We start from the raw sequence: 14708 nt of genomic DNA on the forward strand, positions 1-14708 counted from the left end.
AGCTGCTTCCCCCGCTCCCGCCCGCGCGCCGGCCGACCGCGCCCGGGCCCTTCCGGCGTGACCGCCGCAGGACTTTCACCGTCGCTCTTCTTCCCTCCGTACGGCCCCAGGCGTACCTTGACGCCCAATCTGATGGCGCGTCAGGAAAATGCGGTGAGGGGTCACGGGTGTCCAAGAAGCCGAACCGGAGGAGGACGGCCGTCGTGCTCACGGCCGCCGTCGCGGTGTGGGCCCCGGTCGGCCTCGCCGCCGTGCCCGCCGCCCACGCCGAGGTCGTCGACGTCACGTACGAGTGCGCCACCAAGATCGGCGACCGCAGCGCCGTCTCGCCCGTGGACATCACGGCCGAGCGGAAGGGCGACGCCTACGCGATCACCATGACCTTCGACAAGGGCGTCTCCGACAGCCCCGTCGAGCTGCCCAAGGGCGTCATGACCCCGCGCGCCGACCTCGTCCTCGGCGGCGACGACCAGGGCACCGTCCAGGTGAAGGGCGTCCCCAACTCCGCCGCCGTTCCCGCCTTCACCCCCATCCGCATCGGCACCCTCACCGGCACCTACAGGCCGGAGGAGAACGGCACGGTCACCTTCACCGCCGGCGTGCTCACCGTCCACGCCCTCGGCATGGACGCCGCCGTCTGCAAGCCCGCCGGCAAGCCCGCCCCCTCCCTCACCCTCACCGTCACCGGCCTCCCGGAGGACGAGCCCGCCGACGCGCCCGCGGACGAGCCCGCCGACGACGAGGCCCTGCCCGGCGGCGAACTCCCCCGGACCGGCGGCCTCTCCGCCACCACCGCCCTCGGCACCCTCGGCGGCACCGTCCTCCTCGGCGGCGTCGGCGGACTCCTCTGGCTCACCCGCCGCACCCGCCCGGCCCGCCCGTGACCAGGCCCCCGACCCCCGCCGGGACCAGGGCCGTCCCGCCCGGCACCCGGTACGCGCACGCCCTCCTCGCCGCCGGAGCCGTCCTCGGCACCCTCGCCGCCGCGCCCCCGGCCGCCCCGGCGTGGACCGCCGCCCCCGCCGCCGGACGGCCGTACGCCTACCTCGAAGGCCCCGCCGGCAGCGTCCTGGAGGACACCCTCTCCGTCACCAACCCCGGCCCCCGCCCGCTCACCGTCACCCTCACGGGCGACGGCCCGGCCGCCGTCGCCTTCGCCGCCCGCACCGTCACCGTGCCCGCCCGCACCCGCGCCGACGTGCCCTTCGCCGTCACCGTCGCCGCCACCACCCCGCCCGGCGAGCACCGCGGCACCGTACGCGCCGAGGCCGGCGGCCGGCACACCGCCGTCGACCTGCGGCTCAAGGTCAGCGGCCCCGAACTCGCCGCCCTCACCGTCGAGGACGCCCGCGTCGACCGGACCACCGGCACCCTCCACTACACCCTGGTCAACCGCGGCAGCACCGTCCTCGACCGGCCCCGCCTCGCCGTCCGCGCCGAAGGACTCCTCGGCACCCGCCTCGACCTCCCCGACCGCCCCCTGCCGGTCACCCTCCGCCCCGGCGAGCGCGCCGCCCGCACCGAACCCTGGCCCGACCCGCCCGCCCTCGACTCCGTCACCGTCCGGCTCACCGCCACCGCCCCCGGAGCCACCCCCGCCACCGCCGCCACCGGCACCGTCTTCGCCTCCGCGCCCGCCCTCGCCGGCACGGCCGCGTCGCTGCTCGCGGCGGCGGGCGGAGCCGCGTACCGGCTCCGGCGCCGGGCCCGCACGAAGGGAGCCCCCGCATGAGACCGGCCGCCCGTGCCCGTACGGCCCTGGCCGCGCTGCTCACGGCCCTCGCCCTCGCCCTGCTCCCGGCCGTCCCCGCGCACCCCGCACCCACCGCCGACCCCACCGTGGCCGTCTCGCGGAACCAGGCCCCCAAGGGCGGCGAGATCACCGTCAGCGGCACCGGTTGGAAGGCCGGCGCGCTGCTCATGGTGCTGCTCTGCGGCCAGGCCACCCCCGACAAGGGCGTCGTCGGCGGCACCAACAGCTGCGCCAACACCGACGGCCGGGCCGCCACCGTCGACCCGCGCGGCGCCTTCAGCGTCAAACTGCCGGTCGCCGCGCCGCCGAAACCGTGCCCCTGCGTCGTCCACGTCTCCGGCGTCACCGGACAGCAGGACGTCGTCGACGCCGCCCTCGCCGTCACCGGCCACCCCACGGCCCCGCTCCCCGACGCCACCGGCGACGGACGGCTCGCCGTCCTCACCGCCGCCCGCCTCGAAGGCTCCGGCTCCCTCCTCACCTGGTTCGGGGCCCCGCCGGCCCGGACCGTCGTCCTCACCGTCGGGAACCTCGGCACGGCGCCGGTGCGCGACCCGGTCTTCCTCGTCGGCACCGCCCGCGGCGTCCTCGCCCCGCGCGACGAGGAGCACCAGTGGCGCGGCACCGTGAAGCCCGGCCAGAAGGCCCGGATCGAGCTGGACGTCGAACTCTCCGCCGGCGCCCACGGCGACTACCGGGTCTCCGTCTCCTACGGCGGCAAGGTCCTGGCCGAGCAGCCCTGGAAGGTGGGCCGCCCCTGGGGCGTGGTCCTCTTCTGGGCCCTGCTCGCCGTGGTCGTGCCCGCCGCCCTCTTCCGGATCGGCATGGTCCTCGTCGACCGGGCCGGCGGCCGGAACCGCGACTCCGTCCCCGTCCCCGTCACGGCGGACCCGGACGGCCCCGGGACGGCCGCGGCGCTGCCGTGGTTCCTCCCCGACTCCGCACCGTACGAGAACAGTCCGACGACGAAGGGACATTCGTGAGCACGCAACGGAGGATGAGCGCGGCCGGGATCGCGCTGATGCTCGGCGGCGCGGGGATCCTGCTTTCCGCCGGTCCCGCCCAGGCCGCCCAGATCTCGTTCAAGACGGAGTGCATCCCGCCGTCGATCTCCGGTCTCCCGCCGGTCCAGGGCACCACCACGGCGCTGGTCACCGCGCCCGCGACCGCCAAGGTCGGCGACACCGTCGAGGTCGTCTGGAAGACCGTGAAGGCGGCCTCCAAGAACCCCGGCGTGATCGACCTGGAGGCGAACACCGTCAAGCCGAGCGGCACCATGAAGGTCGGCGGGGCGCAGAGCGGCACGGTCTCCATGGCAGGACCCCGGCAGAACCCGCCGATCCCGAAGAACTCGGACATGGTCCTGCCCGAGATGAAGGGCACGCTGAAGCTGACCAAGGCGGGCGACGTCACCCTGACGCCCGACGCGTACACGATCAACGTGTCGAAGCCGCTGTCCACCGACACCAAGTGCGCGCCGAAGGAGCAGGTCCCGGTCGGCGCCACGATCAAGGTGAGCGACGGCGGGGGCGGTTCGGGCGGCGGCTCCGGCTCCGGCTCCGGGAGCGGCTCCGGCTCGGGCAGCGGCTCCGGCGGTTCGGACAGCGGCGGAGGCTCCGACGGCGGGGGCTCCGGCGGCGGCCAGACCGACTTCCCGGGCAAGGAGGTCGACGTGGCCTTCGCCTGTACGGGCCCCGGCGCGCCGCCCTCCATCACCACCAAGGTCTCCGTCAGCGCCAAGAAGAACGGCGGCGCGTACGACCTGACGGTCAAGACCGCCAAGGGCGTCATGCCGACCCCGGCCCCGCTGCCGGCGAAGGCCCTCACGCCCAGCATGGACATCAAGATCGGCGGGGACGACAGCGGCACCGTCAAGGTCACCGGCGCGCCGAACCCCACCGCGCTCAAGCTGAACGAGATGGTCAGCCTCACCGACATGAAGGGCACCTACCGCCCCGGTGCCACCGGCAAGGCCACGCTCACCCCGAGCACCCTCACCATCACCGTGGTCCTCGCGCCGGGCGCCGAGCCGATCAAGATCCCCTGCACGGTGAAGGGCTCCACCACGGCGTCCCTCACCCTCGACACGGCCAAGCAGTCCGGGGGCACCAACGGCTCCGGCGACAACGGCGGCTCGGACGACGGCGGCAGCGGCAACGGCTCCGGCGGCGCGGACAACGGCTCGGGCTCCGGGAACGGCTCCGGTGGCGGCGACGGCCTCGCCCAGACCGGCGCCGAGGACGACGGCGCGCTGCGCGCCCTCGGCCTGGTGGCCGGCACGGCGATCCTCCTCGGCGGCGCCGTCTTCACCTTCACCCCGTGGCGACGGCTGGCCCGCCGCACCCGGTAGGGCCCCGCGGGAAGCGGGAAGGCCCCGGGACACCGTGCGGTGTCCCGGGGCCTTCCCGTGCGTCCTGCCGTGCGTCAGTGCACGTCGCCCATGAGGGTCTGGACCTTCTTGCGGTACATGTAGATCGCGATGCCCGCGACGACCGCCAGGGACGCCTCCATGGCGATCACCCCCGTGCCGTTCAGGTCCACACCGGCCAGCGAGAGCAGACCCGTGGTGCAGTCACCGGCGGTGACGGCGAGGAACCAGACGCCCATCATCTGGGAGGCGTACTTCTGCGGCGCCATCTTCGTGGTCACGGAGAGGCCGACCGGGGAGAGGCACAGCTCACCGATGGTCTGGATCATGTAGATCGAGACCAGCCACATCGGGGAGACCTTGGTGCCGTCGCCCGCCATGTTCATCGGGACGATGAAGACGAAGAAGGACGCGCCGACCAGGACCAGGCCCATCGCGAACTTCACGATGGTGTTCGGCTCCTGGTTCTTGCGGGCCAGCCACAGCCACAGCCAGGCGAAGACCGGGGCCAGCGCCATCACGAAGAGCGGGTTCAGGGACTGGTACCAGGTGGCCGGGAAGCCGAAGCCGAGGACGGTGTCGGCGGTCTTGCCGTCGGCGAACAGCGACAGGGTCGAGCCGCCCTGGTCGTAGATCATCCAGAAGACGGCGGCGGCGACGAAGAACCAGATGTAGCCGGTCATCTTCGACTGCTCGGTCTTCGACAGGTCCTTGTCGCGCTTGATGCGGACCAGGACGGCGACCGGGATGATCAGGCCGGCGAGGGTGATCGGGACGATCGCCCAGTTCAGGGTGTACATGCCCATCGCGACGACGACGCCGTAGAAGACGGCGGCGACGACCAGCACCGTGGCGACCTTGACCAGGACGCTCTTGCGCTCGGCCTGGCTCAGCGGGTTCGGGACGACGTTGCTCTTCGGGCTCAGGTTCTTCGTGCCGATCAGGAACTGGACGAGGCCCAGACCCATGCCGACCGCGGCGAGCGCGAAGCCGAGGTGCCAGTTGACCTTCTCGCCGACGGTGCCGACGATGAAGGGAGCCACGAAGGCACCGAGGTTGATGCCGATGTAGAAGAGGGTGAAGCCACCGTCACGGCGCGGGTCGTCCGGGCCGTCGTAGAGGTGGCCGACCATCGTCGAGATGTTGGCCTTCAGCAGACCCGAGCCGGCGGCGACGAGTGCCAGACCGACGAAGAACATCGCCTGGCCCGGCAGGGCCAGCGACAGGTGACCGGCCATGATCACGAAACCGGCGATCGCGACGGTCTTGCGCGCGCCCCAGACGCGGTCGCCGAACCAGCCGCCCGGCATGGCCATCAGGTAGACCATCGACACGTACACGGAGTAGATCGCCGTGGCCGTGGCGGCCGTCATGGCCAGTCCGCCACCCTGGCTGCCGGTCGCCGCGTCGGCGCCGCCGGAGACCAGGTACAGGACGAGAAGCGCCCGCATGCCGTAGTAGGAGAAACGCTCCCACATCTCGGTCATGAAGAGGGTGGCGAGGCCGCGGGGGTGCCCGAAGAAGGTCTTCTCCGAACCCGCGGAAACGGTCGTTGCCGCCATGTCGATCCTTGCTCTGTCGGGACGCGACGCCTCGTGAGCGTGATGCGCCCGGTGGGGGGTGGCCGGCACCGGCGGGGCGTTCGCGCCCCGACCGGGATCCACGCCCCGCCGCGCGTCTTCGCGCCGCGGGACCCGGCCCACAGGTCGTTCACCGTCCCGGGGCCGGCAGCACCGACCCCGAGCAGAAAAGAGGACCTTGGCCGACGAAGCTGGCCAAAGGTCCCCGTTTACCGCTACAGACGTCTCGCCACCATACGACACGACAGTGCCGGATATGGAAGGACTTGAGAGATGGATCACAGGTGACGGAGGAACCAACGGGCTCCAATCCAAGGTGATGTAGAGGTTACGCACCCTGCTTCGGAGGTGCCCCCCGGCGCCCGCCGATCCCGACCCGGCCCGGCACCCGTGCGGACTACCATCACCCCATGACCCGTGTACTGCTCGCCGAGGACGACGCATCCATCTCGGAGCCGCTGGCCCGCGCCCTGCGGAGAGAGGGGTACGAGGTCGAGGTCCGCGAGGACGGGCCGACCGCGCTCGACACCGGCCTCCAGGGCGGCGTCGACCTGGTCGTGCTCGACCTGGGCCTGCCCGGCATGGACGGCCTGGAGGTCGCCCGGCGGCTGCGCGCCGACGGCCACACGGTCCCGATCCTGGTCCTCACCGCCCGCGCGGACGAGGTCGACACCGTCGTCGGGCTCGACGCGGGCGCCGACGACTACGTCACCAAGCCCTTCCGCCTCGCCGAACTCCTCGCCCGCGTCCGGGCCCTCCTCCGGCGCGGCGCCACCGAGCCGGCCCCCGCGCCCGCCACCCACGGCGTCCGCATCGACGTCGAGTCGCACCGCGCCTGGATGGGCGAGGAGGAGCTCCAGCTCACGGCGAAGGAGTTCGACCTGCTGCGCGTCCTCGTCCGCGACGCGGGCCGGGTCGTCACCCGCGACCAGCTGATGCGCGAGGTCTGGGACACCACCTGGTGGTCCTCCACCAAGACCCTCGACATGCACATCTCCTGGCTCCGCAAGAAGCTCGGCGACGACGCGGCCAACCCCCGCTACATCGCCACGGTCCGAGGCGTCGGCTTCCGCTTCGAGAAGAGCTAGCCCGTCCGGGGACACCCCCGCGCGAGCAGCCACCGCCCCCGCGTGCGCCCCCCCCCGATGCGGGCAGGCACCCGCCCCCCCCGTGCGGGCAGGGGCTACCCGTCCCCCTCTCCACCCCCCGGGTGGGCAGGGGCACCCGCCCCACCCCCCACGTGCACGGAGGGGCACCCGCCCCCACCCCCGCTCCCCGTGTGGGCAGGCGTCCCGCAGGGGCGATGGGGGTCCCCCCTGCTCGAGCGAAGCCGAGAGCTTGGGGGAGGGTGGGCACACGGGACGGCGCCCCTTGCCGGGCCCAGGCTCCCGCGCCTGACCCGCACCCGGTGCCGCCGCCCCCACAAGCGCCCTGCCACCCGCACCCCGCAGGGCCCCGCACCCCGCAGGGCCCCCGTACCCCCGCCCGGGAGGGCACGTGCGCCGCCGCCTCATCACCAGCACCCTCGCCGTCGTCCTCGTCGTGATCGCCGTCTTCGGCGTCTCCCTGGTCCTCGTGGAGACCCGGACCATCACGAGCAGCGCCCAGGAGAGCGTCGACGCGGAAGCCCTCCGCATCGTCTCGATCGTCGACAGCCGCCTCATCGGCGGCGAGCCCGTCAACCCCGACATCCTCGCGGAGCAGAGCGGCGCGAAGCGGTACGCCCTCGTCACCATCCCCGGCCGCCCGCCCATCGAGATCGGCACCCGCCCCACGGACAGCGTCATCCGGGGCTACGCGGAGGGCGAGCGCGGCGAGACCGTGGTCGTCGAGGAGTCCCGCTCCGCCGTCACCTCCGAGGTCGGCAGCACCGCCCTGATCATCGGCGCCGTCGCCGGCCTGGCGGTCATCGCCGCCGTCCTCCTCGCCGTGCGCCAGGCGAACCGTCTCGCCTCCCCGCTCACCGACCTCGCCGAGACCGCCGAGCGCCTCGGCTCCGGCGACCCCCGGCCCCGCCACAAGCGGTACGGGGTCCCCGAGCTGGACCGGGTCGCGGACGTGCTCGACGCCTCCGCCGAGCGGATCGCCCGGATGCTCACCGCCGAACGCCGGCTCGCCGCCGACGCCTCCCACCAGCTCCGCACCCCGCTGACCGCGCTCTCCATGCGCCTTGAGGAGGTCGCCCTCGCCGACGACCTGGACACGGTCAAGGAGGAGGCGACGATCGCGCTGACGCAGGTCGAGCGGCTCACCGACGTCGTGGAACGGCTGCTCACCAACTCCCGGGACCCCCGCTCCGGCTCCGCCGTCGCCTTCGACCTCGACGAGGTCGTCAAGCAGCAGATCGAGGAGTGGCGCCCCGCCTACCGCAGCGCCGGCCGCGCCATCGTCCGCTCCGGCAAGCAGGGGATGCGGGCGATCGGCACCCCGGGCGCCGTCGCCCAGGTCCTCGCCGCGCTCATCGAGAACTCGCTCATGCACGGCGGCGGCACGGTCGCCCTGCGCACCCGCGTCACCGGCAACCAGTCCGTGATCGAGGTCACCGACGAGGGACCGGGCGTCCCCGCCGACCTCGGCGCGCGGATCTTCGAACGGGCGGTCAGCGGCCGCAGCTCCACCGGCATCGGCCTCGCCGTCGCCCGCGACCTCGCGGAGGCGGACGGCGGGCGCCTGGAACTGCTCCAGCAGCAGCCGCCGGTCTTCGCGCTCTTCCTCAGCCGCGAGGCCCGCGGCGTCGACGAGGAGCCGCAGGAGCGCCCCGTGCGCTGAGACCCGGGCCGGACCCGGGCAGCGGGCGGATCAGAGACCCGGACCAGGCCCGGGCAGCGGGCGGATCAGACGTGGTCGGGCTGGCGACGCCGGGCCTGCCGGGGCGGGACCGGCTCGGACTGCTCCAGGAAGGACTCGGCCGTCTGCACGGCCTCCTTCGCCGGCAGCGCCCGGAAGACCCAGGTGCGGTAGGACCAGAAGCGGAACAGCGTCGCCACGCCGATGCCGAAGAACTTGAAGAAGTTGCTGGCCAGCGGCGAGTTCCAGCCGAGGCCGTAGGTCGCCGCGTAGAGGATCCCGTTCTCGATGACCAGCCCGACGAGGCTGAACAGCAGGAAGAGGGTCATCTCCTTGGTGCGGCCCGACTTGTCGCGGTCGCGGTACGTGAAGTAACGGAACCCCACGTAGTTGAAGGCGATGGCGACGACCGTGGCGACGAGGCTGGCCCGCACCACCTGGAGGTCCGTGGTGTGCCGCAGCAGGTTGAACGCGGCCAGGTTGACCAGGACACCGATGCCGCCGACGACGCCGAACTTGGCGACCTCTCGGCCGAGCAGGGCGAGTCGCATGCGCAGCGCGCCGGGTTCGCTCATGGGGGGTCGGTCCGTCCGTCGGGTGACGTCCGGGCGACGTCAACCCACTCATGCTAACCAGCCTCCCCTGTCACCCGCCCGGGTAGCCGCCAAACCTGTGGAAAACCCGTCCGGGGCCCGTCACGCCTTGTGTCAATCCACAGCCGGAAGAGTGTTCACCGATGGTGCGGATACCCTAAGAGGGTGACGTTCCCGGTAGTAGGCATGGTCGGCGGCGGTCAGCTCGCCCGTATGACCCACGAGGCGGGCATCCCCCTCGGCATCAAGTTCAAGCTCCTCAGTGACACCCCGCAGGACTCGGCGGCCCAGGTGGCCGGCGAGGTCGTCATCGGCGACTACCGCGATCTGGACACGCTCCGCGCGTTCGCCCGCGGCTGCGACGTGATCACCTTCGATCACGAGCACGTCCCCACCGAGCACCTGCGCGCCCTGGAGGCCGACGGCATCCCCGTCCGCCCCGGGCCCGACGCCCTGGTGCACGCCCAGGACAAGGGCGTGATGCGGGCGAAGCTCGACGAGATCGGCGCGCCCAGCCCCCGCCACCGCATCGTGGCCGACGCGGCGGACGCGGTCGCCTTCGCCGAGGAGGGCGACGGCTTCCCGATCATCCTCAAGACCGTGCGCGGCGGCTACGACGGCAAGGGCGTCTGGTTCGTCCGCACCCCCGAGGACGCCCGCGACCCCTTCCTCGCCGGCGTGCCCGTGCTCGCCGAGGAGAAGGTCGACTTCGTCCGCGAGCTCGCGGCGAACATCGTCCGCTCCCCGCACGGCCAGGCCGTCGCCTACCCGGTGGTCGAGTCCCGCCAGGTCGACGGCGTCTGCGACACCGTGATCGCGCCCGCCCCCGACCTCGACGAGGAGCTGGCCGGCCGGGCCCAGGAGCTGGCGCTGCGGATCGCCAAGGAGCTCGGCGTCGTCGGCCACCTCGCGGTGGAGCTCTTCCAGACCACCGACGGCCGCATCCTCGTCAACGAACTGGCGATGCGCCCGCACAACTCCGGCCACTGGACCCAGGACGGGGCGATCACCAGCCAGTTCGCCAACCACGTCCGCGCCGTCCTCGACCTGCCGCTCGGCGACCCCCGCCCGCGCGCCCGGTGGACCGTGATGTGCAACGTCCTCGGCGGCGACTACCCGGACATGTACCAGGGCTACCTGCACTGCATGGCCCGGGACCCGCAGCTCAAGATCCACATGTACGGCAAGGACGTGAAGCCCGGGCGTAAGGTCGGCCACGTCAACACCTACGGCGACGACCTGGACGAGGTGCTGGAGCGCGCCCGCCACGCCGCCGACTACCTGCGAGGGACGATCGTTGAGTAACCCGGTCATCGGTATCGCCATGGGGTCCGACTCCGACTGGGCCGTCATGGAGGCGGCCGCCCAGGCGCTGGACGAGTTCGAGATCCCGTACGAGGTGAACGTCCTCTCCGCGCACCGGATGCCGCGCGAGATGATCGCGTACGGCGAGCAGGCGGCCGGCCGCGGCCTCAAGGCGATCGTCGCCGGAGCCGGCGGCGCAGCCCACCTCCCGGGCATGCTCGCCTCCGTCACCCCGCTCCCGGTCGTCGGCGTCCCCGTGCCGCTGAAGTACCTGGACGGCATGGACTCGCTGCTCTCCATCGTGCAGATGCCGGCCGGCATCCCGGTCGCCACGGTCTCCGTCGCCGGCGCCCGGAACGCGGGCCTGCTCGCCGCCCGGATCGTCGCGGCCTCCGACCCGGAGCTGCGGACCCGCATGGAGGAGTTCCTCCAGGACCTCAACGCCCAGGCCACCGAGAAGGGCAAGCGGCTGCGCGCCAAGGTCGAGGGAACCGACTCCTTCGGGTTCGCCCGGTGAGCGCGGCCGAGCGGCTCGCCGAGGCCCGCGCCCTGCTCGCGGAGGCCCCCGTCGTCGACGGGCACAACGACCTCCCGTGGGCCCTGCGCCAGCAGTGCGGCTACGACCTGGACCTGCTCGACATCGCGGGCGACCGCTCGGCCTCCCTCCACACCGACCTCGCCCGGCTCCGCGCCGGCGGGGTCGGTGCCCAGTTCTGGTCCGTCTACGTCCCGGGCGCGCTCGCCGGCGACCACGCCGTCAGCGCCACCCTGGAGCAGATCGACGCCGTCGACCGGCTCGTCGAGCGGTACGCGGCCGACCTCGCGCCCGCCCGGACCGCCGACGACGTCCGCAAGGCCCGCGCGGAGGGCCGGATCGCCTCGCTCAAGGGCGCCGAGGGCGGTCACTCGATCGACAACTCGCTGGCCACCCTGCGCGCCTTCCACGCCCTCGGCGTGCGGTACATGACCCTCACGCACAACGAGAACAACGACTGGGCCGACTCCGCCACCGACGAGCCCCGGCACGGCGGCCTCACCGCCTTCGGCCGCGCGGTCGTCCGCGAGATGAACCGCTGCGGCATGCTCGTCGACCTCTCGCACGTCGCCGCCACCACCATGCGCGACGCCCTCGACGCCTCGACGGCACCGGTGGTCTTCTCGCACTCCTCCGCCCGCGCGGTCTGCGACCACCCGCGCAACATCCCGGACGACGTCCTGGAGCGGCTGCCCGCCAACGGCGGCGTGGCGATGGCGACCTTCGTCCCGAAGTTCATCCTGCCCGCGGCCGTCGAGTGGACCCTGCGCGCCGACGAGAACCTCCGCGCCCACGGCCGGCACCACCTCGACACCACCCCGGAGGCCAAGGCCCTCCACGCGGCCTTCGAGGCCCGTGACCCGCGCCCGGTCGCCACCGCGGCCACCGTCGCCGACCACCTCGACCACATGCGCGAGGCCGCCGGCGTCGACCACATCGGCATCGGCGGGGACTACGACGGCACCGCCTTCACCCCGGCCGGCCTCGACGACGTCGCCGGCTACCCGAACCTGATCGCCGAGCTCCTCGACCGCGGCTGGTCCCGGGCCGACCTCACCAAGCTGACCTGGTCGAACGCGCTCCGCGTGCTCGGCGACGCGGAGGCCGTCGCCCGCGACCTGACCGCCCGCACGCCCGCCTCCCACGCCACGATCGCCCAGCTCGACGGCGCCTGACCGGCCTCACCCGTACGGCGCAGTCCGGCGGGCCCCGGAAGGGCCCCGCTGGCACGGTGGACGGTACTGCCCCGCCGCCTTCGGCGGGGTGGTACTGCACCACCGAGTTCGGAAGTGTGAGTAGTGCCATGGCAGATCTAGACGATCATCCCCCCTTCTCTGCCGCCTCCGGCGCCGTCGGCGCGCTGGAACCCCCGGAGCCACCACCCCCGCCGCTGGACGAGACCGCCCGCGCCCGGGCGATCCTCGCCGCCCAGCCCGTCATCGAGGGCCACGCCGAACTGCCCGGGCTCCTCGACCCCGAGGACCTGCCGCCCGCCCGGGCCGAGGAGGCCGGCGCCCAGTTCTGGTCGCTGCGGGTGGAGTCCGACGACGTCATCGACACCCTGCGCCGCCTCGACACCGTCCGCGCGCTCGTCGCCGCCTGCCCCGAGGACCTGCGCCTGGCGCACACCGCCTCGGAGATGGTCCACGCCCGCAACTGCGGCCGGGTCGCCGCCCTCCTCGGGCCGGTGAGCTGGACCGCCATCGGCGGCTCCGCCGCCACCCTGCGGGCCTACCACGCCCTCGGCGTGCGGGCCGTGAACCTCACCCGCTTCGACCGCTTCGCCCGCGAGGCGGTCCGCGAGATGAACCGCATCGGCCTCGCCGTCGACCTCAGCGGCGCCGACCAGGACACCGTCCGCAAGGTCCTCGCCGTCACCCGCGCCCCCGCCCTGCTCACCCGGGCGGCCCCGGACGCCCTGCCGGACGACCTGCTGCGGCTGCTCGGCGAGAACGGCGCGGTCTGCATGGTCGCGGTCGGCGACGACCCCGGAGCCACCGCGGACCTCCTCGACCGGGTGCGCGACGGCGCCGGGCCCGCCTCCACCGGCCTCTCGCACCTGACGGCACCGGCCGCCGGCTACGTACCGCTCTTCGCGGAGCTGCTGCGGCGCGGCTGGCCCGCCCGGGACCTGGTGGGCCTGGCCCACGGCAACGCGACCCGCGCCCTGCGCGAGACCGAGTTCCTGTCCCGTACGAACCGGATCAGGCCCGTCGCCGCCTGACCCGTCGCCGTCCGCGCGCGAAGAAGGGGCGCCCCCCGCGCGGGGGGCGCCCCTTCGGTGTCCGTCACGCGCGCGGGCGGCCCATCGCCCGGTACGTCCAGCCGGCCGCCCGCCACCGCTCGCCGTCCAGGGCGTTGCGCCCGTCCAGGACGACCGGCGAGGAGGCGACCGCGGCCAGCTCCGCCGGGTCCAGCTCGCGGAACTCGCGCCACTCCGTCAGGTGCAGGACCACGTCGGCGCCCCGGACGGCCTCCAGGGCCGAGTCCGCGTAGCCGAGGGTCGGGAAGACCTTGCGGGCGTTCTCCATGCCCTTCGGGTCGTAGACGGTCACCTGGCCGCCCTGGAGGTGTATCTGGCCGGCCACGTTGAGCGCGGGGGAGTCGCGGACGTCGTCCGAGTCCGGCTTGAAGGTGGCGCCGAGGACGGCGACCCGGCGGCCGAGGAAGGAGTCCCCGCCGAGCGCCTGGCGGGCCATCTCGACCATCTGGCCGCGCCGCCGCATGTTGATGGAGTCGATCTCGCGGAGGAAGGTCAGCGCCTGGTCGACGCCCAGCTCGCCCGCCCGGGCCATGAACGCCCGGATGTCCTTGGGCAGGCAGCCGCCGCCGAAGCCGACGCCCGCCCGCAGGAACTTGTTGCCGATCCGCTCGTCGTGGCCGATGGCCTCGGCCAGCTTGGCGACGTCGCCGCCGGCCGCCTCGCAGATCTCGGCCATCGCGTTGATGAAGGAGATCTTGGTGGCGAGGAAGGAGTTCGCGGCCGTCTTGACCAGCTCGGCGGTCGGGAAGTCGGTGACGACGAAGGGCGAGCCCTCGGCGACGGGGACCGCGTACACCTCGCGGAGCAGCTTCTCGGCCCGCCCGCCGTCGTCGCCGGGCACGCCGACGACGATCCGGTCCGGCCGCAGGGTGTCCTGGACGGCGAAGCCCTCGCGCAGGAACTCGGGGTTCCAGGCCAGCTCGACGCCCTCCGGCAGCACGCCGGCCAGCCGCTCGGCCGAGCCGACCGGGACGGTGGACTTGCCGACGGCCAGCGAGCCCGGTCGGGCCACCCCGGCGAGCGAGGCGAAGGCGGCGTCGACGTAGCTCATGTCACAGCCGTACTCGCCGTGCTTCTGCGGGGTGTTCACGCAGACGAAGTGGACGTCGCCGAAGGCGCCGACCTCCTCCCAGGAGGTCGTGAAGCGCAGCCGGCCGGTGGAGCCCTCGATGCCGGCGACGTGCCGGGCGAGCAGCTCCTCCAGGCCGGGCTCGTACATCGGGACGCGTCCGGAGGCCAGCAGCTCGATCTTCTCGGGCACCACGTCGAGGCCGAGCACCTCGAAGCCCATCTCCGCCATGGCCGCGGCGTGGGTGGCGCCGAGGTATCCGGTGCCGATCACGGTGATCTTCAGGGCCATGCGGGACTCCAGGGACGTCGGGCGAAACTGCCTGCCCGAGCATAGTCGGGCCCTGACAGGGGCCCCGGTCACGCCCTACCCTTTGGGTTACTTAACGGTAGTTAGCTAGCCAGGGAGCTCAAGACCATGGGCAAGGACTTCGACCTGTACCGGACCTCCGAGGA

The 14708-nt window shown here is 73.4% G+C and carries 13 protein-coding genes; 10 read left to right on the plus strand and 3 right to left on the minus strand.

The genetic code is table 11. From position 1 onward, the window contains the following. Positions 1-167 precede the first annotated feature (167 nt). Genes IE321_RS09915 through IE321_RS09930 form a run of 4 tightly spaced genes read left to right on the plus strand, consistent with a single transcriptional unit; the run spans position 168 to position 4103 of the window. On the plus strand, positions 168-884 hold the full coding sequence (locus IE321_RS09915) for a peptidase (protein WP_190222532.1): 717 nt from the start codon (positions 168-170) through the stop codon (positions 882-884). Continuing rightward, positions 881-1732, plus strand: a complete 852-nt coding sequence (locus IE321_RS09920) for a COG1470 family protein (protein ID WP_308076601.1) — start codon at positions 881-883, stop codon at positions 1730-1732. Before IE321_RS09915 ends, IE321_RS09920 begins: the two co-directional genes overlap by 4 nt. After that, positions 1729-2736, plus strand: coding sequence for a hypothetical protein (locus tag IE321_RS09925; RefSeq protein WP_190222533.1), 1008 nt, complete (start codon positions 1729-1731; stop codon positions 2734-2736). Before IE321_RS09920 ends, IE321_RS09925 begins: the two co-directional genes overlap by 4 nt. A gap of 14 nt (positions 2737-2750) precedes the next feature. Further along, entirely contained in the window at positions 2751-4103 is a 1353-nt protein-coding gene (locus IE321_RS09930) for a hypothetical protein (RefSeq protein WP_190222541.1), read from the plus strand. 74 nt (positions 4104-4177) lie between these two features. Here IE321_RS09930 and IE321_RS09935 read toward each other — a convergent pair whose 3' ends face one another. Next, positions 4178-5683 (minus strand): peptide MFS transporter, encoded by a 1506-nt coding sequence (locus tag IE321_RS09935; protein WP_190222534.1) that lies wholly within the window; start codon positions 5681-5683, stop codon positions 4178-4180. 428 nt (positions 5684-6111) lie between these two features. Here IE321_RS09935 and IE321_RS09940 point away from each other — a divergent pair, with 428 nt between their 5' ends. Next, a complete protein-coding gene (locus IE321_RS09940; protein ID WP_043232119.1) occupies positions 6112-6789 on the plus strand; it encodes a response regulator transcription factor in 678 nt (225 codons plus the stop codon). A gap of 409 nt (positions 6790-7198) precedes the next feature. After that, a complete protein-coding gene (locus IE321_RS09945; RefSeq protein WP_043232491.1) occupies positions 7199-8470 on the plus strand; it encodes a sensor histidine kinase in 1272 nt (423 codons plus the stop codon). 65 nt (positions 8471-8535) lie between these two features. Here IE321_RS09945 and IE321_RS09950 read toward each other — a convergent pair whose 3' ends face one another. Further along, complete coding sequence (locus IE321_RS09950; protein WP_043232488.1) at positions 8536-9063, minus strand: GtrA family protein; 528 nt, start codon at positions 9061-9063, stop codon at positions 8536-8538. A gap of 183 nt (positions 9064-9246) precedes the next feature. Here IE321_RS09950 and IE321_RS09955 point away from each other — a divergent pair, with 183 nt between their 5' ends. The 4 genes from IE321_RS09955 (at position 9247) to IE321_RS09970 (ending at position 13145) form a co-directional block, all read left to right on the plus strand. Beyond that, positions 9247-10386: a 5-(carboxyamino)imidazole ribonucleotide synthase gene (locus IE321_RS09955; RefSeq protein ID WP_079022546.1), complete on the plus strand. Its 1140-nt coding sequence runs from the start codon at positions 9247-9249 to the stop codon at positions 10384-10386. A 19-nt stretch (positions 10387-10405) separates the two neighbouring features. Beyond that, positions 10406-10903, plus strand: coding sequence for a 5-(carboxyamino)imidazole ribonucleotide mutase (purE, locus tag IE321_RS09960; protein ID WP_051842995.1), 498 nt, complete (start codon positions 10406-10408; stop codon positions 10901-10903). Beyond that, positions 10900-12096 (plus strand): dipeptidase, encoded by a 1197-nt coding sequence (locus IE321_RS09965; RefSeq protein ID WP_190222535.1) that lies wholly within the window; start codon positions 10900-10902, stop codon positions 12094-12096. The genes purE and IE321_RS09965 overlap by 4 nt, the downstream gene beginning before the upstream one ends. Before the next feature lie 128 nt (positions 12097-12224). Then, positions 12225-13145 carry a membrane dipeptidase gene (locus IE321_RS09970; protein WP_043232481.1) on the plus strand — a complete coding sequence of 307 codons (921 nt, stop codon included), beginning with the start codon at positions 12225-12227 and terminating at the stop codon, positions 13143-13145. Positions 13146-13209: 64 nt separating this feature from the next. Here IE321_RS09970 and IE321_RS09975 read toward each other — a convergent pair whose 3' ends face one another. Further along, entirely contained in the window at positions 13210-14544 is a 1335-nt protein-coding gene (locus tag IE321_RS09975; protein ID WP_190222536.1) for a UDP-glucose dehydrogenase family protein, read from the minus strand. Positions 14545-14708: the final 164 nt, after the last annotated feature.

This window comes from Streptomyces hydrogenans (assembly GCF_014656075.1).
GTDB classification, from domain to species: Bacteria; Actinomycetota; Actinomycetes; order Streptomycetales; family Streptomycetaceae; genus Streptomyces; species Streptomyces hydrogenans.